This window comes from Polaromonas sp., from assembly GCF_041689105.1.
Taxonomy (GTDB): domain Bacteria; phylum Pseudomonadota; class Gammaproteobacteria; order Burkholderiales; family Burkholderiaceae_C; genus Polaromonas.
Genome location: NZ_JBDNGU010000148.1, coordinates 48,159 through 72,385 on the forward strand (window position 1 = coordinate 48,159; position 24,227 = coordinate 72,385).

At 60.4% G+C, this 24,227-nt stretch carries 22 protein-coding genes and 2 tRNA genes; 4 read left to right on the forward strand and 20 right to left on the reverse strand.

Annotated features, from left to right (window positions below):
* Positions 1-96 precede the first annotated feature (96 nt).
* From rimO to ACESMT_RS15490, 5 genes are all read right to left on the reverse strand, one after another.
* Positions 97-1,506 (reverse strand): 30S ribosomal protein S12 methylthiotransferase RimO, encoded by a 1,410-nt coding sequence (rimO, locus tag ACESMT_RS15470; protein WP_372827483.1) that lies wholly within the window; start codon positions 1,504-1,506, stop codon positions 97-99.
* A gap of 65 nt (positions 1,507-1,571) precedes the next feature.
* Positions 1,572-2,069, reverse strand: a complete 498-nt coding sequence (gene phaR / locus ACESMT_RS15475) for a polyhydroxyalkanoate synthesis repressor PhaR (protein ID WP_372827518.1) — start codon at positions 2,067-2,069, stop codon at positions 1,572-1,574.
* 237 nt (positions 2,070-2,306) lie between these two features.
* Positions 2,307-2,383, reverse strand: a tRNA-Val gene (locus ACESMT_RS15480).
* A 75-nt stretch (positions 2,384-2,458) separates the two neighbouring features.
* Entirely contained in the window at positions 2,459-4,714 is a 2,256-nt protein-coding gene (locus ACESMT_RS15485) for a bifunctional (p)ppGpp synthetase/guanosine-3',5'-bis(diphosphate) 3'-pyrophosphohydrolase (RefSeq protein WP_372827484.1), read from the reverse strand.
* 29 nt (positions 4,715-4,743) lie between these two features.
* Positions 4,744-5,709 carry an alpha/beta fold hydrolase gene (locus tag ACESMT_RS15490; protein ID WP_372827519.1) on the reverse strand — a complete coding sequence of 322 codons (966 nt, stop codon included), beginning with the start codon at positions 5,707-5,709 and terminating at the stop codon, positions 4,744-4,746.
* Between the two features lie 91 nt (positions 5,710-5,800).
* Here ACESMT_RS15490 and ACESMT_RS15495 point away from each other — a divergent pair, with 91 nt between their 5' ends.
* On the forward strand, positions 5,801-6,583 hold the full coding sequence (locus ACESMT_RS15495; RefSeq protein WP_372827485.1) for a 3-hydroxybutyrate dehydrogenase: 783 nt from the start codon (positions 5,801-5,803) through the stop codon (positions 6,581-6,583).
* Positions 6,584-6,735: 152 nt separating this feature from the next.
* On the opposite strand, the gene ACESMT_RS15500 is transcribed toward ACESMT_RS15495, so the two are convergent.
* From ACESMT_RS15500 to uvrB, 10 genes are all read right to left on the reverse strand, one after another.
* Positions 6,736-6,810: transfer RNA gene (locus tag ACESMT_RS15500), tRNA-Val, on the reverse strand.
* 31 nt (positions 6,811-6,841) lie between these two features.
* Positions 6,842-7,549 (reverse strand): DNA polymerase III subunit epsilon, encoded by a 708-nt coding sequence (gene dnaQ / locus ACESMT_RS15505; protein ID WP_372827486.1) that lies wholly within the window; start codon positions 7,547-7,549, stop codon positions 6,842-6,844.
* A 32-nt stretch (positions 7,550-7,581) separates the two neighbouring features.
* Positions 7,582-7,920, reverse strand: coding sequence for an ISC system 2Fe-2S type ferredoxin (fdx, locus tag ACESMT_RS15510; protein WP_372827487.1), 339 nt, complete (start codon positions 7,918-7,920; stop codon positions 7,582-7,584).
* Between the two features lie 12 nt (positions 7,921-7,932).
* Positions 7,933-9,807, reverse strand: coding sequence for a Fe-S protein assembly chaperone HscA (hscA, locus tag ACESMT_RS15515; protein WP_372827488.1), 1,875 nt, complete (start codon positions 9,805-9,807; stop codon positions 7,933-7,935).
* Positions 9,808-9,841: 34 nt separating this feature from the next.
* Positions 9,842-10,363, reverse strand: a complete 522-nt coding sequence (gene hscB / locus ACESMT_RS15520) for a Fe-S protein assembly co-chaperone HscB (RefSeq protein WP_372827489.1) — start codon at positions 10,361-10,363, stop codon at positions 9,842-9,844.
* 137 nt (positions 10,364-10,500) lie between these two features.
* Entirely contained in the window at positions 10,501-10,824 is a 324-nt protein-coding gene (gene iscA, locus ACESMT_RS15525; protein WP_318404871.1) for an iron-sulfur cluster assembly protein IscA, read from the reverse strand.
* A 76-nt stretch (positions 10,825-10,900) separates the two neighbouring features.
* Positions 10,901-11,311: a Fe-S cluster assembly scaffold IscU gene (gene iscU, locus ACESMT_RS15530; protein ID WP_372827490.1), complete on the reverse strand. Its 411-nt coding sequence runs from the start codon at positions 11,309-11,311 to the stop codon at positions 10,901-10,903.
* Between the two features lie 126 nt (positions 11,312-11,437).
* The gene (locus ACESMT_RS15535) at positions 11,438-12,655 is read right to left on the reverse strand and encodes an IscS subfamily cysteine desulfurase (RefSeq protein WP_372827491.1); all 1,218 of its coding nucleotides are present in this window, start codon (positions 12,653-12,655) and stop codon (positions 11,438-11,440) included.
* A gap of 88 nt (positions 12,656-12,743) precedes the next feature.
* Positions 12,744-13,280 carry a Fe-S cluster assembly transcriptional regulator IscR gene (gene iscR, locus ACESMT_RS15540; protein WP_372827493.1) on the reverse strand — a complete coding sequence of 179 codons (537 nt, stop codon included), beginning with the start codon at positions 13,278-13,280 and terminating at the stop codon, positions 12,744-12,746.
* Positions 13,281-13,580: 300 nt separating this feature from the next.
* Positions 13,581-15,689: an excinuclease ABC subunit UvrB gene (gene uvrB / locus ACESMT_RS15545; RefSeq protein WP_372827495.1), complete on the reverse strand. Its 2,109-nt coding sequence runs from the start codon at positions 15,687-15,689 to the stop codon at positions 13,581-13,583.
* Between the two features lie 172 nt (positions 15,690-15,861).
* Between uvrB and ACESMT_RS15550 the strand changes: the two genes are divergently transcribed.
* The gene (locus tag ACESMT_RS15550; RefSeq protein ID WP_372827496.1) at positions 15,862-17,058 is read left to right on the forward strand and encodes an amino acid aminotransferase; all 1,197 of its coding nucleotides are present in this window, start codon (positions 15,862-15,864) and stop codon (positions 17,056-17,058) included.
* Positions 17,059-17,206: 148 nt separating this feature from the next.
* Here ACESMT_RS15550 and ACESMT_RS15555 read toward each other — a convergent pair whose 3' ends face one another.
* A complete protein-coding gene (locus ACESMT_RS15555) occupies positions 17,207-17,575 on the reverse strand; it encodes a nuclear transport factor 2 family protein (protein WP_372827497.1) in 369 nt (122 codons plus the stop codon).
* A gap of 13 nt (positions 17,576-17,588) precedes the next feature.
* Complete coding sequence (gene ygiD, locus ACESMT_RS15560; protein ID WP_372827499.1) at positions 17,589-18,443, reverse strand: 4,5-DOPA dioxygenase extradiol; 855 nt, start codon at positions 18,441-18,443, stop codon at positions 17,589-17,591.
* Between the two features lie 217 nt (positions 18,444-18,660).
* Here ygiD and ACESMT_RS15565 point away from each other — a divergent pair, with 217 nt between their 5' ends.
* Positions 18,661-20,043, forward strand: coding sequence for a polyhydroxyalkanoate depolymerase (locus tag ACESMT_RS15565; RefSeq protein ID WP_372827500.1), 1,383 nt, complete (start codon positions 18,661-18,663; stop codon positions 20,041-20,043).
* A gap of 11 nt (positions 20,044-20,054) precedes the next feature.
* A complete protein-coding gene (gene rsxB / locus ACESMT_RS15570; RefSeq protein WP_372827501.1) occupies positions 20,055-20,717 on the forward strand; it encodes an electron transport complex subunit RsxB in 663 nt (220 codons plus the stop codon).
* Positions 20,718-20,778: 61 nt separating this feature from the next.
* Here rsxB and ACESMT_RS15575 read toward each other — a convergent pair whose 3' ends face one another.
* The 3 genes from ACESMT_RS15575 to ACESMT_RS15585 are packed head-to-tail and all read right to left on the reverse strand — an operon-like array spanning position 20,779 to position 24,134.
* Positions 20,779-21,219 (reverse strand): cyclic nucleotide-binding/CBS domain-containing protein, encoded by a 441-nt coding sequence (locus ACESMT_RS15575; protein WP_372827502.1) that lies wholly within the window; start codon positions 21,217-21,219, stop codon positions 20,779-20,781.
* An 18-nt stretch (positions 21,220-21,237) separates the two neighbouring features.
* Positions 21,238-22,293: a 2-oxoacid:ferredoxin oxidoreductase subunit beta gene (locus tag ACESMT_RS15580; protein WP_372827503.1), complete on the reverse strand. Its 1,056-nt coding sequence runs from the start codon at positions 22,291-22,293 to the stop codon at positions 21,238-21,240.
* The gene (locus ACESMT_RS15585; protein WP_372827504.1) at positions 22,290-24,134 is read right to left on the reverse strand and encodes a 2-oxoacid:acceptor oxidoreductase subunit alpha; all 1,845 of its coding nucleotides are present in this window, start codon (positions 24,132-24,134) and stop codon (positions 22,290-22,292) included. The genes ACESMT_RS15580 and ACESMT_RS15585 overlap by 4 nt, the downstream gene beginning before the upstream one ends.
* Between the last annotated feature and the right edge of the window lie 93 nt (positions 24,135-24,227).

The window sequence follows — 24,227 nt, forward strand, 5'->3', positions numbered from 1 at the left end:
ACAAAAAATCCAGCAAAACTGGAGCCAAAAAGGCCGCTGTCAACCCAGCGGCCTTTTTGCTTTCAGGCCGGTAACCATGCACTGTTGCAGGCAATCTCAGACCGGCACAGCCACTAGGTCATGGCCCTGGGTACCGACAATCCGGGCCTTCGTAAATTCCCCGACCTTGAGCGTCTTGCTGATTTTTTCGGGCGGCAACAGTTTCACGACGCCGTCAATCTCGGGCGCATCGGCGTAACTCCGGCCCACGCCGCCTTTTTTACCCATGCCTGGGGCCGAGTCCACCAGCACCTGCATGGTCTTGCCGATGCGCTGCTGCAGCTTGTTGCTTGACACCGCCGCGGCCACTTCCATGAAACGCGCACGGCGTTCCTCGCGCAACGCCAGCGGCAGCATGCCGGGCAATTCATTGGCCTTCGCGCCATCGACCGGGCTGTAAGCGAAACAGCCGGCACGGTCTATCTTCGCTTCGTGCATAAAAGCCAGCAAATCTTCAAATTCTTCTTCCGTCTCGCCAGGAAAGCCGGCAATAAAGGTGCTGCGGATCACGATTTCCGGACACATCTCGCGCCAGCGCGCAATCCGCTCGAGGTTCTTTTCACCGCTGGCCGGCCGTTTCATGCGCTTGAGAACATCGGGATGGCTGTGCTGCAGCGGCACGTCCAGATAAGGCAACACCTTTCCGCTGGCCATCAGCGGAATCACCTCGTCCACGCTGGGGTAGGGATAGACATAGTGCAGGCGCACCCAGGCGCCATAAGGTTCGGCAATCTCGCCGAGTGTCTGTACCAGCTCCAGCATGCGGGTCTTGACCGGCTTGCCGTCCCAGAAGCCGGTGCGGTACTTGACATCGACACCATAGGCCGAGGTGTCCTGGCTGATCACCAACAACTCCCTGACGCCACCCTCAAACAACGCGCGTGCTTCATTGAGCACGTCGCCAATCGGGCGTGACACCAGGTCACCGCGCATCGACGGAATGATGCAGAAGGTGCAGCGGTGGTTACAGCCTTCGCTGATTTTCAGATAGGCGTAGTGCCTCGGCGTGAGCTTGATGCCCGCAATGCCAAACGAATTGGGCACCAGGTCCACAAAAGGGTCATGCGGTTTGGGCAAGTTCAGGTGCACCGCGTCCATGACTTCCTGTGTGGCGTGCGGGCCCGTGACGGCCAGCACGCTGGGGTGCATCTGCCGCACCAGGTTGCCGCCGCCGTCCCCCGCCTTGGCGCCCAGGCAGCCCGTAACAATGACACGCCCGTTTTCAGCCAGCGCCTCGCCAATCGTGTCCAGGCTTTCCTTGACCGCGTCGTCGATAAAACCGCAGGTGTTGACGATCACCAGATCGGCACCTTCAAAGGTTTTGGAGGTCTGGTACCCCTCGGCGTTGAGCTGTGTGAGGATCAGTTCCGAATCGGTCAGCGCCTTGGGGCAGCCAAGGCTGACAAAACCGACGCGTGGTGCCCTGCTGGCGGAAACGGATGGAACGGGGGAAAGGACGGAGCTCATGCCCTCTATTGTCTCAGAGCCCGCCTGCATGGACCGGCGCAGGGGTAAAACGCTAGCGGCGTGAATCAGCGCTTCAAGCCCATCGCAGCCAGCACTTGCTCGCTCTGCTTTTGCATCTGCTCCTGCATCTGCGTGAAGACCGTCTTGGATTGCTCGACATAACTACCCATCATCCCCTGCATCATGGGGGACTGGGTATTGATGAATTGAGCCCACAGCTCAGGCGTCAGCCCCTTGGACTGCTCGGACATCTGGACCTGCAGGTCCATGAAAGACTGGACGTTTTTTTCGAGGTAGCTGCCCATGAAGCTCTGCATCGCGTTGCCGTAAAAGCGGATGATGTTGCCCAGCACCGCTTCGGTGAACATGGGCGCGCCACCGGTTTCTTCCTCAAGAATGATCTGCAGCATGATGCTGCGTGTCAGGTCTTCGCCTGTTTTGGCATCACGCACCACAAAGTCGGCCGTGTCCATCACCAGCTGCTTCACATCGGCCAGCGTGATGTAGGTCGAGGTATCGGTGTCGTAGAGGCGGCGATTCGGGTACTTTTTGATAATGCGCAGTTTGCCCCCCTTGCCATTGCCCGCCGGCGCACTTTGCGGCGACGACGCCTGATCAGGGGCCTGGCTTCTGGAAGGACTGGTGGACTTGCTTTTTGGCACTGCGCTGACTCCTGGGATGGCTACCCGTGCAGCTGCACAGGTCGGATGGTCATTCTAGGAAGTATGCATACCAACGATCCCCTTGGTTTACCCTGTGTGCGCTGTGGAAGCCACAGGCAAGGAAAAAAATCAGGGAATTGGTAGGCGCGATTGGACTCGAACCAACGACCCCCACCATGTCAAGGTGGTGCTCTAACCAGCTGAGCTACGCGCCTACGGACTGTTCGACCTCGTCATTGTAGCAGGGCAAAATGTGTCTTTAGCCTCGCTCCGGATTTTTTGACAACAAATCAGCGCCTTCGCGCGGAACGCACGCCGCCAACCTCGGCGACGATAGCAAGAACCTGGTTGAGCCGACCTGACTCCGCCACCTCGACGGTGAAGGTCATTCGCGCCGTGCCGCCGCGGTTGTCCTTGACCGACTGGGTCTGAACCCCGATCACATTCATTTTTTCCTTGGCGAACACTTCCGAGATGTCACGCAGCAAGCCCTGGCGATCAGCGGCTTCGATGGCAACGTCCACCGGGTAAACCGAGCCACCGCCTTTTTTCGGCTGACTCCATTGCACCTCGATCACGCGGTCGGGGCTGCCGCTGGCCATGTTCCTGAAGTTGCTGCAATCGCTGCGGTGGATGCTCACGCCCTTGCCCTTGGTGACAAAACCCAGAATGACATCGGGCGGGGCAGGCTTGCAACATTTGGCCAGCTGGGTCAGCAGCGAATCGATGCCCACCACCAGCACGCCCCCCTTGCTGCCACGGTCACCGGTCTTTTCAGGTCTGGCCTTTTTTGCGAGCACATAGTCGTCCTGCGACGGCGCGGGCTCTGGCGGCTTGAGCATGTTCTCGATCGTGCGCAGGGACAGCTCGTCCTTGCCCACTACTTCAAACAGTTCATCGGCGCTTTTGAAGCCGAGCTGGGCTGCCAGATCTTCCAGCTTCATCGCCGTCCGGCCTTCGCGCTGCAACAGTTTCTCAACCGCCTCACGGCCGCGCGCCACCGTCTGCGTCATGGCTTGGGCGTTGAACCACGCACGCACTTTGGACTTTGCACGGTGGCTCGCCAGAAAGCCCAGCTCAGGGTTGAGCCAGTCGCGCGAGGGGCCGCCTTCCTTCGTCGTGACGATCTCCACGGTCTGCCCGTTTTGCAGGGGTGTATTCAGCGGCACCATGGCACCGTCCAGGCGCGCGCCGCGGCAGCGGTGACCCAGGCTGGTATGCACACTGTAGGCAAAGTCCAGCGCCGTTGCGCCTTGCGGCAGCTCGACCACGGCCGCATCCGGCGACAGCACGTAGATGCGGTCTTCGAACAGGCCCTGGTTGGCCTCACGCGCCTTGGCGGACGCCGGCCCGGACAGATCCCGCTCCCAGGCCAGCAATTGGCGAAGTACGGCGATTTTCGCGTCGTATTCGCTGCTGGCCGACACCCCGCTGTAGCCCTTGGTGCCGGCTTCCTTGTAGGCCCAATGCGCAGCCACGCCATGCTCGGCATGGTCGTGCATGGCCTGCGTGCGTATCTGGATCTCGACCGCGCGTTGCTGCGCATCGCGCACGACCGTGTGCAAGGACTGGTAACCATTGGATTTTGGTTTGGCGATGTAGTCGTCGAACTCCCCTTCCACCGGCGTGAAACTGGCGTGCACAAAGCCCAGCGCCGCATAACAGCCTTTCACGTCGGCGGCGATGACGCGCAGGGCACGGATGTCGAAGACTTGGTCAAAATCAAGCGACTTGCCGCGCATCTTCTTGACAATGCTGTAGATGTGTTTGGGTCGGCCCTGCACCAGTGCCGCGATGCCGCTGCTGTTCAGCTCGCGCTCCAGCTGTGCCCGCAAGGCCTCCATGAAACCCTCGCGCTCGGCGCGTTTTTGATCGAGCAGGCGCGCGACGTGTTTGTAGGTATCGGGTTCGAGAAAGCGGAAGGCCAGGTCCTCCATCTCCCATTTGATCTGCCAGATACCCAGACGGTTGGCCAAGGGCGCGAACACATGCAGCGACTCGCGCGCCATCGCCAATGGCGCCGGCTGCCGAACGGATGCGAAGTGGCGCAGCGTCTGCAGACGCGACGCCAGCCGCAACATGACGACCCGCAGATCGCGCGAGAACGCCAGCAGCATCTTGCGCACGTTTTCAGTCTGTGCGGCAGTGTCTTCCGTCAGCTGCGCCTTGGCATCGGAGGCACGGGCCTGCTTTTGTACATGGACCAGCTTGGTGGTTTCAATGGCCAGCGCCGCGAAGTTGGCGCCAAAGGCCTTGGCAATCACCTCCTGCGGCCTGTTCAGGTGCGCGCAGGCGTGCACCAGGTACGTGGCGGCCTGCATCGCCTCGGAACCGCCTATGGCCCGGAGAATCGCTGCAACCGCGTCCGCATGCGCCAGGATGTTTTCACCGGTGTCCAGTGTTTCGCTGGCGATCAACGGCTCGGCGAAGGCGCGGGCACGCATCAGCGCGTGCGGCTGGTCCGGCAGGCTGCCCGCAGTCGCCGTCACGATGGAGGCATTGGCAAGGACAGGCAAAGCGCCCTGCCCGGCCGCAGTATGTTTCATGAAAGGTCAGTCAGCTTTGCGGAAATACTTCAAACCAGAAGAAAATCACCCACCGCACTGACCTGATCCATGGCTACCAGGGTCGGGGCATGGCCCACTCCGTCGAACTCCACCAGATGGGCTTTCGGGCCACGCTGCGTCATGGCCAGCGCCGTGGCGTGGCTGAGCAGATCCGATTGCGCACCCCGCAGGATCAGCGTTGGCGCATGAACGTTGTCGTACAGCTGCCAGAGCATGGCCTCGCCTTGTCGTGCCGAGGTTTCGGTCACAGCGCGCACAGGCACCGCAATAGCCGGGTCGTAGTGCAGCATCATGCTGCCATCGGTCGCGCCGGGCACGGGTTTGACCATGTAGCGCGACAAAGCCAGCCACTCCTCCGGCGTATGCGGGCCAAAACTGGTTGAGATGGCCCACATCGCGTCGGCAGCCTGCTGCAGCGATTCGAAATGACCAGCTTTCCCCAGATAAGCTGCAATGCGCGTGATGGCCTGCCATTCGATGGCCGGGCCCACATCATTGAGCACCAGCTTGTGGATGTGTACCCCTGGGCTTGCCAGTGCGCTTGCCGCAGTGCTCTCCGAAGACGCGCTTGCGTCCTGGGACGGCCCCGCAGAACTCGAACCCTGCTGTCCAGCAATGGCCAGGCCAATCAGCCCGCCCATGCTGGTGCCGACCCAGTCCAGGATCGAGATGGGGGCTTGTTGATGCAAATGGGCCAGCAACACCATCATGTCCGCGGCGTACTGGGGGATGTGGTATCCCATGGGGTCCTTGAGCCAGTCGCTCTGACCGCGGCCAACCACGTCGGGACACACCACCCGAACCTCATCAGCCAGGTATGTCGCCAATACGTCAAAATCGCGCCCCTGGCGCGACAGGCCGTGAACACACAACACCACATGCGGGTTGGCCGGATCTCCCCACTGCCAGTAAGCCATGCGATGGCTGCCCGAAGCATCGGGGCAGGTTACGTAGTTCAGCGTAGGTTCGGTCATGGCCAGGGGAATCCGGGTTCGAGGCTTGATAATTGTCATCACCGCTTTTCCAGCGTTTCATTGGCATCGTAAATCATCCGGAGAAAACTTCATGCTCAAAGGTAAAACTGCACTCGTCACCGGCTCGACCAGCGGCATCGGCCTGGGGATCGCGAAAGCGCTTGCGGCACAGGGCGCCAACATTGTCCTCAACGGGTTTGGCGACGCCGAAGGCCCGCAGGCAGAAATCGCTGCACTGGGCGCCAAGGTGCTCTACCACGGTGCAGACATGAGCAAGCCTGCCGAGATTGAAGCCATGATGAAGTTCGCGGCCGCGCAGTTCGGTCAGGTCGATATCCTGGTCAACAACGCCGGCATCCAGCATGTCGCCAGAGTAGAAAACTTCCCCGTGGAGCGCTGGGATGCCATCATCGCCATCAACCTGAGCAGCGCCTTCCACGCTACCCGCCTGGCGCTGCCGGCCATGCAGGCGGCCAACGCTGGCAAGGGCTGGGGCCGCATCATCAACGTAGCGTCGGTTCATGGCCTGGTGGGCTCGGCCGAAAAATCCGCCTATGTCGCGGCAAAACACGGCATCGTCGGCCTGACCAAGGTCACTGCTCTCGAAAATGCTACCTCCGGTGTCACTTGTAACGCCATCTGCCCGGGTTGGGTGCTGACGCCTCTGGTGCAAAAGCAGGTAGACGCCAAAGCCACAGCCGGTGCCATGTCGAATGAAGATGCCACGCGCCAGTTGCTCGGCGAAAAGGAGCCCTCCATGCAGTTCACCAAGCCGGAAGAACTTGGTGCACTTGCGGTATTTTTCTGCTCGCCGGCCGGTAACAATGTACGCGGGGTTGCCTGGAACATGGACGGCGGCTGGGCCGCTCAATAGACACGCTACAGAGCCAAGGCTGACATGCCAGCCCCGGAAAGCCGCTCCTGGCCCTTCGCATTGTCCTGCACGCAGGACTTGGTCGGTCGGTCTGGGGGCAGGACTGGGCCATGAAAAAAGCCCCAAGTCGCAAGGACTTGGGGCTTGTGTTCTGGTGGGCGGTGCAAGTTTCGAACTTGCGACCCCTGCAGTGTGAATGCAGTGCTCTACCCCTGAGCTAACCGCCCTGTCGGTCAGCCTTAAATTATAGCGGTTTTGTCATGCAGTATCGAAAGCGCGCCAGACAGTTTTGCCTTTGCTGGCCTTGTCAATGTCAGCAAGCAGTGTTTCATGGACCTCCAGTTCCTGCTCGTTGGCGAGCAGCAGCGGCAGGTCGAACCCGCTCAAGTTGATAACAACCGTGTTCTCGCCGTCACCGCTGGAACTCCCCACCTCCATCACCAGCGTGTTTTGCCCACGCGTCAAGTTGATGTACACATCGGCGAGAAGTTCGGCATCGAGCAAGGCGCCATGAAGGGTACGGCCGGAATTGTCGACCTCCAGCCGGTCACACAAGGCATCGAGCGAGTTGCGCTTGCCGGGGAAAAGCTCCTTGGCCATCATCAGGCTGTCGGTAACTTTGGCCACACATTGCGCAATCGGCGGCAGACTCGCCAGCTCAAGCTCCTTGTTCAGAAAGCTCACATCAAAAGGCGCGTTGTGAATGATGATCTCGGCGCCCTGCAGATAAGCAAGAAGCTCCTGGGCGACCAGCGCGAACTTCGGCTTGTCCTTCAGGAAATCGTTGCTGATGCCGTGGACCTTGAGTGCGTCCTCATGGCTGTCACGCTCGGGGTTCAGGTAGAAGTGCTTGTTGTTGCCGGTCATTTTGCGGCTCAGCAGCTCCACACAACCGATTTCAATGATGCGGTCACCGTTTTCAGCGGAAAGGCCTGTGGTTTCGGTATCAAGGACGATTTGGCGCATGGGTCAATGGTAACGGCGTCGGCAACAAGGAATCAATGCTTTTCCTTGGCATGGTTGATCGAGTATTTGGGAATCTCTACCGTTACATTGTTCTGGGCCAGCAACGCCTGGCAGCTCAGGCGCGAGTTGGGCTCCAGCCCCCAGGCACGGTCGAGCAGGTCTTCCTCGGTTTCATCGAGCTCGTTGAGCGATCCAAAACCCTCACGCACGATCACGTGGCAGGTGGTGCAGGCCGCGCTCATGTCACACGCGTGTTCGATGTTGATGTTGTTGTCGAGCAAGGCTTCGCAAATGGAGGTGCCTGCAGGTGCCGAGACCTCGGCGCCATTCGGGCAGTACTCGGGATGGGGCAATATTTTGATAATGGGCATGGGGTGGGTTCTTCAAACCGTGGCTATGTTTTTGCCGGAAAGCGCCTGACGGATACCGCAGTTCATGCGTTGCGCGGCAAAATTTTCGGTTGCGTCAGCCAGCGCCTTGACGGCTCTTTCGATCTGCGCCGCATCACCCTGCTGGCGCGTACTTGCGAGCTCTGCCATCAGGCGGTCGATTTCCAGCTTCTCGTCGGCAGCCAGCAAATCACCATCGGCGGCCAGGGCACTTTGCGTGGCCAGAAGCATGCGGTCGGCATCGACCTGCGCCTCGGCCAGCGCGCGTGCCTGCATGTCCTGTTGGGCGGTCGAAAAACTTTCCTGCAGCATGCGCGCAATGTCGTCGTCGGACAAGCCATAAGAAGGCTTCACATCAATGCGCGCCTCCACGCCACTGACCTGCTCCTTCGCGTTGACACTGAGCAGGCCGTCAGCATCAACCGTGAAAGTAACCCGGATGCGCGCCGCACCGGCAGCCATGGGGGGAATGCCGCGCAGCTCGAAACGCGCCAGGCTGCGGCAGTCGACCACCAGGTCGCGCTCGCCCTGCACCACATGCAGGGCCAACGCGGTCTGCCCGTCCTGGTAAGTGGTGAAGTCCTGTGCCATGGCTGTCGGGATGGTCTGGTTACGCGGCACGATACGCTCGACCAGACCGCCCATCGTTTCAATGCCCAGCGACAGGGGGATCACATCGAGCAGCAGCAACTCGCTGCCGACGCGGTTGCCTGCCAGTTGATGGGCGGAAACGGCCGCACCCAGTGCCACCACTTCATCGGGGTTCAAATTGGTCAAAGGCTCACGGCCGAAAAAGCTGGCAACCGCGCGGCGCACCTGCGGCATGCGTGTGGAACCGCCCACCAGCACGACACCCTGGATATCGTCTTTGCCCAACTGGGCATCACGCAAGGCCTTGCGAGCCGCGCCCAACGTGCGTTGGGTCAGCGAGGCAGTGACCGCTTCAAAGTCCGCAGCTTTCATGTCAAAATGGACGTTAGCCCTTGCCAGTCGGGCGGAGAATGCTACTGAATTTGCAGCAGACAGCGCCTCCTTGCAGGCCCGCGCGGCTTGCAGCAACGCAGCCTTGTCACCCGCAGTCAGCGTGTCCGCCGCCAGCCCGGCCTTGACCAGCACCCATTCGACCAGTGCGCGATCGTAGTCATCGCCGCCCAGGGCGGAGTCGCCGCCCGTGGCCACCACTTCAAACACTCCCTGGCTCAAGCGCAGGATGGAAATGTCAAAGGTGCCACCTCCCAGGTCGTAGATGGCATAAACACCTTCGCTGGCATTGTCCAGGCCATAGGCAATGGCTGCCGCCGTCGGCTCGTTGATCAGACGCAGCACGTTGATGCCCGCCAGTTGCGCGGCGTCCTTGGTGGCTTGACGTTGTGCGTCGTCGAAATACGCGGGAACCGTGATGACCGCGCCAAAAATATCATCGTTGAAGGTGTCTTCGGCCCGGTAGCGCAGGGCTGCCAGAATTTCAGCACTGACTTCGACCGGGCTTTTTTCGCCCGCAAGCGTCTGCACAGCCACCATGCCGGGCTTGTCGATCAACTCATATGGAAGTTGCGCACGGCCGGCGATGTCCTGCATGCTGCGGCCCATCAGGCGTTTGACCGAGGCGATGGTGTTTTTCGGATCGTCCGTCTGCGCAGCCAGCGCCTCAAACCCGATCTGCCGGCTCACAGAACCCGAGGCGTCCAGGCCATACCGAACCACACTGGGCAACAACACGCGTCCCTGTGCATCAGGCAGGCACTCTGCCACGCCATTGCGCACGCTGGCCACCAGCGAATGGGTGGTGCCCAGATCAATGCCGACGGCAATGCGCCGCTGATGCGGATCGGGCGTCTGGCCGGGTTCGGATATTTGCAGTAAAGCCATGGGGTGATTGTTACCGCCTGAAGGTTGTAAATTCTTATTGTCCCTGCGCGTCGATGCGGGCATCGATCTCGCTGCCAAAACGCTCAATAAACATAAGGCTTCTTACCTGTTGCGCTGCGGCCGGGAAGTTTTTCTCCCGGTCCAGCAATTGCTCTATTTTTGATAGCTTCTCGCGCTTGATGGTAGAGGCCTCAGACGCGATTTCTTCCAGGTTTTCGATCCCATCAGCTTCTTCCAGTGCTTCGCGCCACTGCATCTGCTGGACCAGGAAGTCCGGCGGCATGGCGGTGTTGCTTTCGGCCTCGATGGGCGCACCGTGCAGCTCGCACAGGTACATCGCCCGTTTCATAGGATTTTTCAGGCGTTGATAAGCCTCATTGATGCGCACCGACCACTGCATGGCCAGCCGCTGAGCCGCCCCGCCTTGCGCGACGAACTTGTCAGGGTGCGCTTCACGCTGAAGCTCTTTCCAGCGCGCATCCAGCGCGGCGCTGTCCTGCGCAAACTGCACCGGTACATCAAAGAGTTCGAAGTCGTTGGATTGGAGACTTGGCACGGAAAGCGTTTTCGGGATGGGAAGCGTAGCGAGCGGGCGTCAGCGAGGTGCGGCCAGCGCGGAGCAACCGGAGCGTACTTTAGGTACGTGAGGATTGCGAGCACTGCCCGCGCCTCGATCACGCACGGGCAGTAGCTTCACACCCGAAAAGATTCGCCGCACCCGCAGCGGTCACGCTCATTCGGATTGATGAACTTGAAGCCCTCATTGAGGCCCTCACGCACGAAGTCCAGCTGGGTACCGTCGATGTAGGCCATGCTTTTCGGATCGACCAGCACCTTCACACCGTTGTCTTCAAAAACCACGTCTTCGGGCGCGATCTCGTCGGCATATTCAAGCTTGTAAGCCAGGCCGGAACAGCCGGTGGTTCGCACGCCCAGGCGCACACCCACGCCTTTGCCGCGCTTGCTCATGTAGCGGGTGACGTGTCGCGCTGCGGCGTCGGTGAGGGTAACGGACATGATCAATGTAGGGATAGAGGGTAGAAAAGCCCGTTAGCCGCGAGCCTGTCGACAGGCGCAAGGCGAACGGTCGCTCTTAATGTGTTGCCGTTGCTCCGGCAACTGTCGCGTGCTTTTGTTTGTAGTCACTGACAGCCGCCTTGATGGCGTCTTCGGCCAGGATGGAGCAGTGAATCTTCACGGGCGGCAGAGCCAGTTCTTCGGCAATCGCGCTGTTCTTGATGCTTGCTGCTTCGTCCAGGGTTTTGCCCTTGACCCATTCGGTCACCAGCGAGCTCGACGCAATGGCAGAGCCGCAACCATAGGTCTTGAAGCGTGCGTCTTCAATCACGCCCGTCAGCGGGTTGACCTTGATCTGCAGCTTCATCACGTCGCCACAGGCCGGAGCGCCGACCATGCCGGTACCCACCGTGTCGTCGCCTTTTTCAAACGAGCCCACATTGCGGGGGTTTTCGTAGTGGTCCACCACTTTTTCAGAATAAGCCATGATCAATTCCTTTTCGTCAATTCACTTCTTTTCCAGTGACAGCGTGGAACCGGCTTTGCCGGGCCACAGGTGTCGCCCCCTTGAGGAGGAGGCAGCGCAAGCTGCCTCGGGGATGTGCCATATTTATCAATGAGCTGCCCACTGGATGGTGGACAGATCCACACCATCCTTGAACATTTCCCACAGTGGCGACAGGTCACGCAGCTTGGCCACGTTTTCCTTGATCGTCGCTACGGCGTAATCGATTTCTTCCTCGGTGCTCCATCGCCCTATCGTCATGCGCAAGCTGCTGTGCGCCAGTTCGTCGCTGCGGCCCAGGGCGCGCAGCACATAGCTGGGCTCCAGGCTGGCCGAAGTACAAGCTGAGCCGCTCGACACTGCCAGGCCCTTGATGCCCATGATCAGCGACTCGCCCTCGACAAAGTTGAAACTCATGTTCAGGTTGTGCGGTACGCGCTTGTCAGCATGTCCATTGAGGAAAACCTCTTCCACATCCTTCAGGCCGGCCAGCATTCGCTCATGCAAGGCACGGATGCGCTTGTTTTCCTCGTGCATTTCAGCTTTGGCGATGCGGTACGCCTCGCCCATACCCACGATCTGGTGCGTCGGCAGGGTGCCGGACCGCATGCCGCGCTCGTGGCCCCCGCCGTGCATCTGCGCTTCCAGCCGGACGCGTGGCTTGCGCCGCACGTACAACGCGCCAATGCCTTTGGGGCCGTAGGTCTTGTGCGAGGTCAGGCTCATCAGGTCCACCGGCAAGGTTGCCAGATCGATGTCCACGCGGCCGGTGGCCTGCGCTGCATCCACATGGAAAATGATGCCCTTCTCGCGGCACAACGCGCCTATGGCTGCAATATCCTGAACAACGCCGATTTCGTTGTTGACGAACATGACGCTGGCGAGAATCGTGTCGGGACGAATCGCGGCCTTCAGCACGTCCAGGTCGAGCAGGCCATCGGCCTGGACGTCGAGATAACTGACTTCAAACCCTTGCCGCTCCAGTTCCCGGCAGGTGTCAAGCACCGCCTTGTGCTCGGTCTTGACGGTGATGAGGTGTTTGCCCTTGCTCTTGTAGAAATGAGCCGCACCCTTGATGGCGAGGTTGTTGGACTCGGTCGCTCCGCTGGTCCAGACGATCTCGCGCGGGTCGGCGCCAATCAGTGCCGCAACCTGCTCACGCGCCTTTTCAACGGCGGCCTCGGCCTCCCAACCCCAGGCGTGGCTGCGTGAGGCGGGATTGCCGAAATGCTCGCGCAACCAGGGGATCATCGCGTCCACCACCCGCGGGTCGCACGGGTTGGTGGCGCTGTAGTCCATGTAAATGGGGAAGTGAGGGGTTTCCATGTGGCTAGCTTTTTGTTTCACGGCTGGCTTGCAGCATCAAAAATGGACGGCAGTCCACAGCCGGATTCACCGGCGCGGACCGGCCTGATCAGGACTTTGAGAACGCGTTGCCCAGGGCAAACACCGAATTGGGTGCATTGACACGCATCGGCTTGGCCATCGGCGCGGTAAAGATGGCTTTTTTCACCATTGGCGTGTTTTCAACCACCACGCCCTTGGCCAGCTGGTCGTCGACCAGTTTTTGCAGGGTGACAGAGTCCAGAAACTCGACCATGCGGCTGTTCAGCGAAGCCCACAGATCATGCGTCATGCAGCGGCCGCCGTCACCGAGGCAGTTTTCCTTGCCGCCACACTGGGTGGAGTCAATCGGCTCGTCCACCGAGACGATGATGTCGGCAACCGTGATTTCGGCTGCCTTGCGGCCCAGCGTGTAGCCGCCGCCGGGGCCACGGGTGGACTCCACCAGCTCGTGCCGGCGCAGCTTGCCGAACAACTGCTCCAGGTAAGACAACGAAATCTGCTGACGCTGGCTGATCGCAGCCAGGGTAACGGGGCCGTTGTTCTGGCGCAGGGCCAAGTCAATCATTGCAGTGACCGCAAAGCGGCCTTTGGTCGTGAGGCGCATTTTCAAGCTCCTTTAAAGTTGGCTTGACTGTCGTTTGGCTCACCTTGCACGGCTTGTGGCCCGCAAGGAACTCTTCTCCACCCACCCCGGCCAATCGGCCTGTTTCGGCTCGGGGTTATGTTGTTTTGTTTGTTGTTGACTGTTTTCGTCAAGTATACCACTTCTTGCGGATAGACCGGCCCCTTCCGGCTGTCCGCGCCCCCTAAAACCCAACCGCCAGGTTCTCCAACCCGTGCCGATTGAACTTTGGAGTCATTTTTCTACTCGGCGTTCCATTTTTAGTCGAATTAGAACTTGTCCTCATGCAGCTGTGCCTGGAGGCGCGATGTTGTCGGTACCCGGAGCCCCAAAAGCCTGCGCTTTCAGAATGTGCAGCTGATCGCGGACTTTGGCGGCCTTTTCAAATTCCAGGTTCTTGGCATGTTCGATCATCAGTTTTTCCAGGCGCTTGATCTCACGGGCAATGTCTTTCTCGCTCATGTCTTCGACCAGGGCCTTCTGAAGCTCAAGTTTTTCGGCCTCCTTGCCTGATTTTTCACTGTACACGCCGTCGATCAGGTCCTTGATGCGCTTGACGATGCTGCGCGGCGTGATGCCGTGCTCGATATTGAAGGCAATCTGCTTGTTGCGCCGGCGTTCGGTTTCGTCCATCGCCCTTTTCATCGAATCGGTGATGCGGTCGGCATACAAAATGGCGCAGCCATTGAGGTTGCGGGCTGCCCGGCCTATGGTCTGGATCAGGCTGCGTTCGGAGCGCAAAAAGCCTTCCTTGTCGGCATCGAGAATCGCCACCAGGCTGACCTCCGGAATGTCCAGGCCTTCGCGCAGCAAATTGATGCCGACCAGCACGTCAAACGCGCCAAGCCGCAGATCGCGCAGGATTTCTACCCGCTCGACGGTGTCCACATCGCTGTGCAGGTAACGCACCTTGACCCCGTTGTCGGTCAGGTAATCGGTGAGCTGCTCGGCCATGCGTTTGGTCAGCGTGGTGATCAACACCCGCTCATTCTTGTCCACGCGGATGCGGATTTCCTGCAGCACATCATCGACCTGGTGAGTGGCCGGTCGCACTTCAACCTCGGGATCGACCAGCCCGGTGGGGCGTACCACCTGCTCGACCACCTTGCCGGCATGCTGCTGCTCGTAGGCAGCAGGCGTTGCCGAGACAAACACGGCCTGGCGCATCTTGGCTTCGAACTCTTCGAACTTCAGCGGCCGGTTGTCCAGTGCGCTGGGCAGGCGAAAACCGTATTCGACCAAGGTGGTCTTGCGCGAGCGGTCGCCGTTGTACATGGCGTTGAGCTGGCCGATCATGACGTGGCTCTCGTCGAGAAACATGATCGCGTCTTTCGGCAGGTAGTCGCACAGCGTTGATGGTGCCGAGCCCGGCGGCGCGCCGCTGAGGTGGCGCGTGTAGTTTTCAATGCCCTTGCAATGGCCGATTTCGCTGAGCATCTCCAGGTCGAAACGCGTGCGCTGCTCGATGCGCTGGGCTTCGACCAGCTTGCCGTCGCCGACAAACTGCTTGACGCGCTCGGACAGCTCGATCTTGATGGTTTCCACCGCCGCCATGACCTTGTCGCGCGGCGTGACGTAGTGGCTTTTCGGGTAGACCACAAACCGTGGCACCTTCTGGCGAATCCGGCCGGTCAGCGGGTCGAACAGCTGCAATGACTCAATCTCGTCGTCGAGCAGCTCGATGCGAATCGCCAGCTCGGAGTGTTCGGCCGGGAACACGTCGATCACGTCGCCGCGCACGCGGAAGGTGCCGCGCGCAAAGTCCTGGTCGTTGCGCGCGTACTGCATGCGGATCAGGCGCGAGATCACGTCGCGCTGATTCATCTTGTCGCCGGAGCGCGCGATGAAACGCATCTGTGTGTAGTCTTCCGGCGCGCCAATGCCATAGATCGCGCTGACAGTTGCCACGATGATGGTGTCGCGCCGCTCCAGCACGCTTTTGGTGGCGGACAAGCGCATCTGCTCGATGTGCTCGTTGATGGCGGAGTCTTTTTCGATGAACAGATCGCGCTGCGGCACATAGGCTTCAGGCTGGTAATAGTCGTAATAACTGACGAAATACTCCACCGCGTTTTTCGGGAAAAATTCTCGGAACTCGCTGTAAAGCTGCGCCGCCAGCGTCTTGTTGGGTGCAAACACAATCGCCGGCCGACCCATCCGGGCGATCACGTTGGCCATGGTGAAGGTCTTGCCCGAGCCGGTCACGCCGAGCAGGGTCTGAAACACCTCGCCATCGTTGATGCCTTCGACCAGTTGCTCGATGGCCACCGGCTGGTCACCGGCCGGCGGGTAAGGCATGAAAAGCTCAAAAGGCGAGTCCGGAAAGCTGACAAACTCGCCGAGGCTGGACAGTTCAGTGGTATCGGGTATGACTTCAATCAGTTCTGGCATAAAAAACTCAATCCTGGCCCGCTAAAATCTGGGGCAACCAAACAGAATACGACATTTGGGCGACTGGCAGAAACTCGCACCGCCATGCCCGGAATGTCTGCGTAACAGCCGGTAAACCAATCGGGGTACCGGGCCGTTAAAAAAACACAAACCACCCTTGCAGAGGATTTTCATGTCGCTTTTCACCGCCGTCGAAATGGCCCCCCGTGACCCTATATTGGGCCTGAATGAGCAATTCAATGCCGATACCAACCCGGCCAAGGTCAACCTCGGTGTGGGTGTGTATTACGACGACCAAGGCAAACTGCCGCTGCTGCAATGCGTGCAGATCGCCGAAAAAGCCATGATGGAAACGCCCAAGCCGCGCGGTTATTTGCCCATGGACGGCGTTGCCGCCTATGACGCGGCTGTCAAGGTGCTGGTGTTTGGTCTAGAGAGCGAGCCGGTCAAAAGTGGCCGCATCGCCACCGCACAAGGCATAGGCGGCACCGGTGGCCTGAAGATTGGCGCCGACTTCCTGAAAAAACTCAGCCCCAGCGCCAAGGTGCTGATCAGCGACCCGAGCTGGGAAAACCACCGCGCCCTGTTCACCCAGGCCGGCTTCACGGTGGAAAGCTACCCCTACTACGACGCGGCCAAACGCGGCGTCAACTTCGAAGGCATGCTGGCCGCGCTGAACACCGCCGCTGAAGGCACCATCATTGTGTTGCATGCCTGCTGCCACAACCCCACCGGCTACGACATCACCAACGGCCAGTGGGACCAGGTCATCGCCACCGTCAAGGCCCGCAAGCTCACGGCTTTCCTGGACATGGCTTACCAGGGCTTTGGCCACGGGATTGTTGAGGACGGCGCGGTCATCGGCAAGTTTGTAGCTGCCGGCCTGAACTTCTTCGTGTCGACCTCGTTCTCCAAAAGTTTCAGCCTCTATGGCGAACGTGTCGGTGCCCTGTCGGTGCTGTGCGAAAGCAAGGAAGAGGCTGAGCGCGTGTTGTCGCAAATGAAAGTGGTGATCCGCACCAACTACAGCAACCCGCAGATCCATGGTGCCACCGTGGTAGAGAATGTGCTGAACAACCCCGAGCTGCGCGCCTTGTGGGAAAAAGAGCTGGGCGAGATGCGTGTGCGCATCAAGGCCATGCGCCAGAAGTTAGTGGACGGCCTGAAAGCCGCCGGCGTGAAGGAAGACATGAGCTTCATCACCACCCAGATTGGCATGTTCAGCTACTCGGGCCTGAGCAAAGACCAGATGGTGCGCCTGCGCAATGAATTTGGCGTGTATGGCACCGACACCGGCCGCATGTGCGTGGCCGCGCTGAACAGCCAGAACATCGCCCACGTCTGCGCGTCCATCGCCAAGGTGCTCTAAAACCGAGCAACAGCGCCAGAGAGTCAAGCTCGCCTGGCTACGCCGACCGAGTCAGGGCCTGGAAGTACAATTTACAAGAAAAAAGTGCCTCTAACCCTTATCTGACGGGCGTAAGCAGCTATTTTATTGATAGCAAAACGAGCTGAGGCTATTCAGCCAGCGCCGCCACAGGGTCGTAAAAGAAGCGCTCTTCCACGATCTTCTCGCCTTCCCACCGCTGGTGCGCCAGCTCGTCAATGCGCATGGTTTTTCCCGATAGCCGTGTGAACTCAAACACCCAGTGGATCACGACAAAATCGCCATCGACCAGAAAGGATTCGACCGGCAGCGTGCGCATCGCTCTGCAGGCTGCGATCACCGCGCGCTCATAGGCCACCAGTGTGTCCCGGCCGCGGCGAGGCGGCTGGCTGTTTTCCTGCATGCTGGCATCACGCGCATAAAACTGCTCGATGGCCTCGACATACTCGCCCTGCTGCACCATGGCGATGAAGTCCTGGACAATTTGACGGCTTGGCATGGTGGCGGGCTCTCTATCCCCAGATCACGGACCGCATGGAGATCGAACCGAGCTGGAAGTTGGTATTGAAGAAATGCGGCTGCTCGCCGGCACCCACCGCGCCAGCCGCATACAGCAGCGGCAGGTAATGCTCATGCGTTGGGTGGGCCATTTTGGCAAGCTGGCCCAGCCTCAGGAAGTGCTGCAGCTTGTCCAGGTTGCCCTGCTGCAGGTGGCCGCCGGTGGTCTGGTCGAACTCCAGCGCCCAGTCGTAAGCCTGGTTGCCGGCCGCGCCGCGCTGCGCCTGGCGCAGGTTATGCACGATGTTGCCGCTGCCCACAATCAACACGCCGCGTTCACGCAGCGCTTTCAGTTGCCCGGCCAGCGCATAGTGTTCTTCAGGCGCGCGGCTGTAGTCCATGCTGAGCTGAATCACCGGAATGGTGGCCCCAGGAAACATGGGCTTGAGCACCGGCCAGGTCCCGTGATCCAGCCCCCACCCGTCAACGTCCAGGCCCAGCGGCGCGGACGCCCGCTGCCTGACCTGCTGGCTGATGGCACGCGCGGCCGCCGCATCTCCCGGCGCCGGGTACTGCTGGTCAAACAGCTCCCGCGGGAAACCGCCGAAGTCATGGATGGTTTTGGGCCGGTCCATGGCGGTCAGCCACCAGCCCTCGGTCAGCCAATGTGCAGAAATGCACAAAATGAGCTGTGGAGGCGCGTACTTGTCGCCGAACTGCGTGCCCAGCGCCTGCCAGCTGCGCCGGTACTCGTTGTCGCCGATGGCGTTCATCGGGCTGCCGTGCCCGACAAATATGACCGGCATGCGCTCGGATTTTTTCAGTGACCCCCACAGGTCTTGCGCCGCAGCGCCGGCAATCTCTGTCATCAATCATCCCCTGGAGGCAAGTAGCCGTCCCCCATATAGTCATCAGCGGTCTGCTTTGCGTGGCAAGTGTCTTATAAATGTCTTCAGGAGATGCAAAAACAAGGGGCTGCGCAAGTAGCAACCCCTTCCTATTGGTGTTTGCCCTCCATTCATTGATAAGCGTACATGTTATTATTTGTTGCACTGCAGCATACCCGTTGCCAAAAGGTTTTTTGCCATGCTTTATCAAGTCTATGAAACCCAGCGCTCCCTGATGGAGCCGTTTGTCGACTTCGCCCAGGCGGCCGCCAAGATTTACAGCAGCCCCAGCTCGCCTTTTGGCCAGAACCCGCTGGCCCAGCGCATCTCTGCCGGCTACAGCCTGATTTACCGGCTCGGCAAAGACTATGAAAAACCCAGCTTCGGCATCACCACCGTGGATGTGGACGGCACCAACATCGCCATCCACGAACGTGTCGAACTCGACAAGCCGTTTTGCGAGCTGCGCCGCTTCAAGCGTTTCACCGACGATCCGGCCACGCTGACCAAGCTCAAGGGCCAACCCGCCGTGCTCATCGTGGCACCGCTGTCCGGCCATTACGCCACCTTGCTGCGCGACACCGTACGCACCATGCTCAAGGACCACAAGGTCTACATCACCGACTGGAAAAACGCACGCACCGTGCCGCTGTCCGATGGCTCCTTCTCGCTCGACGATTACGTCAACTACGTGCAGGAGTTCATCGGCCATCTGCAGGGCATCTACAGCAACTGCCACGTGATCAGCGTCTGCCAGCCCACGGTGCCGGTGCTGGCCGCCATTTCATTGATGGCCAGCCGCGGCGAGACCACGCCCCTGTCCATGACCATGATGGGCGGCCCCATCGATGCACGCCTGTCGCCCACTGCGGTCAACAACCTGGCGATGAACAAGAGCTTCGAATGGTTCGAGAACAACGTGATTTACAAGGTACCGGCCAATTTCCCGGGCGCAGGTCGCCGCGTCTACCCGGGCTTTTTGCAGCACACCGGGTTTGTCGCCATGAACCCGAGCAACCATGCCAAAAGCCATTTCGACTATTTCAAGGACCTGCTCAAGGGCGACGACGCCAGCACCGAGGCCCACGTCAAGTTTTATGACGAGTACAACGCCGTGTTGGACATGGACGCCGAGTATTACCTCGACACGATCGAGACAGTGTTCCAGGAGTTCAAGCTGGTCAACGGCACCTGGGATGTCAAGTCCATCCACGGCAAGCTCGAACGTGTGCGCCCCGAGGACATCACGACCTCCGCGCACTTCACGGTCGAAGGCGAACTCGACGATATCTCCGGCTCCGGCCAGACCGAAGCAGCGCACGGCCTGTGCACCGGCATCCCGAAAGCCCGGCAGAAACACCTGGAGGTCAAGGGCGCCGGCCACTACGGCATTTTCAGCGGCCGCCGCTGGCGCGAGATTGTCTACCCCCAGGTCAAGGCCTTTATTCTTGAGAACAACGAGCCTGTAGCCCTTGCAGGGAAAGCGAAGGCAGCTCCCAGAAAGATAGCAAAACCGACACCCCGCCGTGCCCCTGCGACGACGGCCCGCAGCGCCCCGAAGAAGTCCGCCGTCAAGAAGTAAGCGGCCGCGCCGTGAACCCGCTCGCCGATCGGATCAACGCTGCGCTGCCGCAAACCCAGTGCACACGCTGCGGCTACCCGGACTGCGCGGCCTACGCGCAGGCCATCAGCAGCGGTGAGGCCGGTATCAACCAGTGCCCGCCCGGCGGCGCCGAGGGCATCAGCCGCCTGGCTGCGATCACCGGCCAGCCGCAGCTTCCCCTCCATCCCGCCAACGGCAACGAAGGCCCGCGCCTCCTCGCCGTCATTGACGAAGCCTGGTGCATAGGCTGCACCTTGTGCCTGGACGCCTGCCCGACCGATGCCATCATTGGCAGCAACAAGATGATGCACACCGTGATAGAGCCGTACTGCACCGGCTGCGAGCTGTGCATTCCGGTCTGCCCGGTCGATTGCATCAGCCTGGAAAACGTGACCGACTCGCGCACCGGCTGGGCCGCCTGGTCAGACGCTGAAGCCGCGCAGGCGAAAAACCGCTATGAAATTCATAGCTACCGGCGCACGAAGGACAAGGGCATAAGCGCTAAAAGGCTTGAAGAAAAAGCCCAGGCCGTGCTGGCAGACCTGCCTGGTCATTCACAGCACACCGACCCCGCCATTCTGGACCAGAAACGCGCCGTGATTGAAGCGGCGCTGGCGCGCGCACGCGCCAAACGCGACGCGGGTAACGATTGAGATTTTCGGCCGGTATGGCAGGCTGAGCCTGGTCCGCCTTGAGCTGTCGACGTGCCGCTAATCAGCCCAGCACGTCATTGACCGAGTCACGAAACTCGGCGAGGCTGACGGCGCTGTCAATCTCGCGCGGCAAGGCATCGCGGATCGAGAAAACGCCAAGGATTTTTCCGGCCGATGACACGATGGGCAGATGCCGGAACCCGCGCTCCAGCAGGATCAGCACCGCATCCGAGACAGTCATCTCGGGTACGACGCATTGGGGATGGGGCGTCATCACCTCGGAGACCGGCGTTTTTTCGGCATTCAGGGCCTTGGCCAGCACTCGGGTCATCAGGTCACGCTCGGTCAGGATGCCCTGCATGGTGCCACCACCGTCAATGATCAGCACGCTGCCGCAATTGGCCTTGGTCATCACGCGTGCGGCTTCCCGGACATTGGCATGCGGCGGCAGGCTCACCACATGCCGGTGCGGAATGGATTGAAACACGGTGCGTTCAGACATGATGGCCTCCTGACGGGATCAGCGCAGCGACGTATTGACCTTGTCCAGCGCCAGCGCGCCCGGGCACAGCTGGGTGGCGTCCAGCTTGTTCAGCGGTGTGTCGCTGGTGTTGTAGGCCACATGGAGATCGGTTGTCAGCTGATCCACGTAAAGCAGCCCGGTCACCACCTCGCCACGCGCCTGGTGCGCATTCATGTAACTCAGGGCCGCGTAACGGTCGGTCGGATCGTAGTCGGCCTGCAATTTACGGAAGCGCATGCTGGAGCCGTCGTGCAGCGGCACATCGATCACCGCACCCGGCGCGTAGGTGGCAGTGATTTCGTCGCGCGGGCTGATGAAATCGATGCGGCTGACCGCCTCGTTGTGTTCACGCACGTAGTCGTAACTCTTGGTGCTGCCCGCATGGTTGTTGAAGGCCACGCAGGGACTGACGACGTCGATGAAGGCGGCCCCGCCGTGGCCAATGGCGCCCTTGATCAGCGGTACCAGCTGCTCCTTGTCGCCCGAGAAGCCGCGCGCCACATAAGTAGCACCCAGTTGCAGCGCCAGCGCCACGAGGTCCACCGGGCTATCACTGTTCACCACGCCTTTTTTGCTTTTCGAGCCTTGATCAGCCGTGGCCGAGAACTGCCCCTTGGTCAGGCCGTAAACACCGTTGTTTTCAACGATGTACACCATGTTGACGCCGCGCCGCATCGCATGGGCGAACTGGCCCAGGCCGATCGATGCGGAATCACCGTCCCCCGATATGCCGAGGTACAGCAGATCACGGTTAGCCAGGTTGGCGCCGGTCAGGACCGACGGCATGCGCCCATGAACCGTGTTGAAACCATGCGATGCGCCCAGGAAGTAGTCCGGCGTTTTGGAACTGCAGCCTATGCCCGAGAGTTTGGCCACGCGGTGCGGTGCGATGTCAAGCTCCCAGCAGGCCTGGATGATGGCCGCGGAGATCGAGTCGTGCCCGCAGCCGGCGCACAGGGTGGAGATTTTTCCTTCGTAGTCGCGCCGGGTGTAACCGACCTTGTTGACGGTCAGCGAGGGGTGGTGCAGCTTGGGTTTGGCAAGGTAAGTCATGTTGTGCTCACTTTCAATTTCCGCTGCGGGCTCAACATCCCGTCCACATGATGCGTAATGGCATGGGTGATGAATCGCGCGGTGATCGGTGTGCCGTCGTAATGCAGCACTCGCACCAGGCGCGCCGGGTCGATGTCCAGTTCGTTGACCAGCAGGCAATGCATCTGCGCGTCGCGGTTCTGTTCCACCACAAACACCTGTTCATGCGCGGCAATGAACTGGGCCACCGACGCCGGAAACGGAAAGGCACGCAGCCGCATCGCATCCAGATCAATGCCGGCCTCGCCCAGCACATCCAGCGCCTCGTTCATCGCCGGGCTGGTGGAGCCGAAGTAAATGACGCCCAGCCGGGTCTTGCGCTTTGCAGCGCGCAGCACCGGCTGCGGCACCAGCGTCGCCGCTGTTTCAAACTTCTTCAGAAGCCGCTGGACGTTGTAGATGTAGTCCGGGCCACGCTCTGAATATTGCGCGTAGGCATTGCGCGTGGTGCCGCGCGTGAAATAGCTGCCCTTGCTCGGGTGCGTGCCCGGCAGGGTGCGCCAGGGAATACCGTCACCATCGACGTCCTTGTAGCGGCCAAAATCCTTGCCGGCTTCCAGCTCGTCGGCGCTCATGACCTTGCCGCGGTCATAGCTGCGGCTGTCGTCCCACGCAAACGGTTCGCACAGGCGCTGGTTCATGCCAATATCGAGGTCAGTCATCAGGAACACCGGCGTTTGCAGCCGCTCTGCCAGGTCGAGCGCGGCCGCAGCATGTTCGAAACACTCATGCGGGTCTTCAGGCAGCAGCATCACGTGTTTGGTATCACCGTGCGAGGCATACGCGCAGGAAATCAGGTCGGCCTGCTGGGTACGTGTTGGCATGCCGGTTGACGGCCCGCCGCGCTGCACATTGATGATGGTGACGGGTATCTCGGCAAAGTAGGCCAGGCCCAAAAACTCGGTCATCAGCGACACGCCGGGGCCCGACGTAGCGGTAAAGGCGCGTGCACCGTTCCAGCCAGCCCCCACCACCATGCCGATGGAGGCTATTTCATCTTCAGCCTGCACAATGGCGTAGTTGTTGCGGCCCGTCGCGGGATCCACCCGGTATTTGGCGCAGTAGGACTGAAAGGCCTCGGCCACCGAAGAAGACGGTGTGATCGGGTACCAGGCCGCCACGGTGGCACCGCCGTAAACGCAACCCAGCGCCGCAGCACTGTTGCCGTCCACAAATATCTTGTTGCCCACCTGGTTGCTGCGCTTGACCCGTATGCCCAGCGGGCCTTGCAAATGCTCACTGGCAAAATCCCGACCCAGATGCAGTGCCTGAACGTTCGACGCCAGCAATTTCTCCTTGCCCTTGTACTGCTCGCCGAAGAGCTTCTCCAGCACTTCGGGTTCAATTTCCAGCAGCACCGACAGCGCCCCGACATACACAATGTTCTTGAAAAGCTGGCGCTGGCGCGGATCGCTGTAGACGGCGTTGCAGATTTCCGTCAACGGCATGCCGATGACATGAATGTCTTCACGAAACTTTTCCGGCGGCAGCGGCCGCGTGCTGTCATAAAACAGGTAGCCGCCCGGCTCCAGTTCGGCGACATCGGCGTCCCAGGTTTGCGGGTTCATGGCCACCATCATGTCGATGCCACCACGCCGTCCCTGGTAGCCCTTGTCACTGACGCGCGCCTCGTACCAGGTGGGCAAGCCCTGGATGTTGCTGGGAAAAATATTGCGCGGGCTAACGGGCACGCCCATACGCAGGATGGCCTTGGCAAACAGCTCGTTGGCCGAGGCCGATCCCGAGCCGTTGACATTGGCGAACTTGATCACAAAATCGTTGACGGCTTCAATTCTTTTCATTGCGCAGCTCCGTTTACTCCCTCTCCCTCTGGGAGAGGGTCGGGGTGAGGGCCGACGGTGCGGGGAGCCCTCACCCTAGCCCTCTCCCAGGGG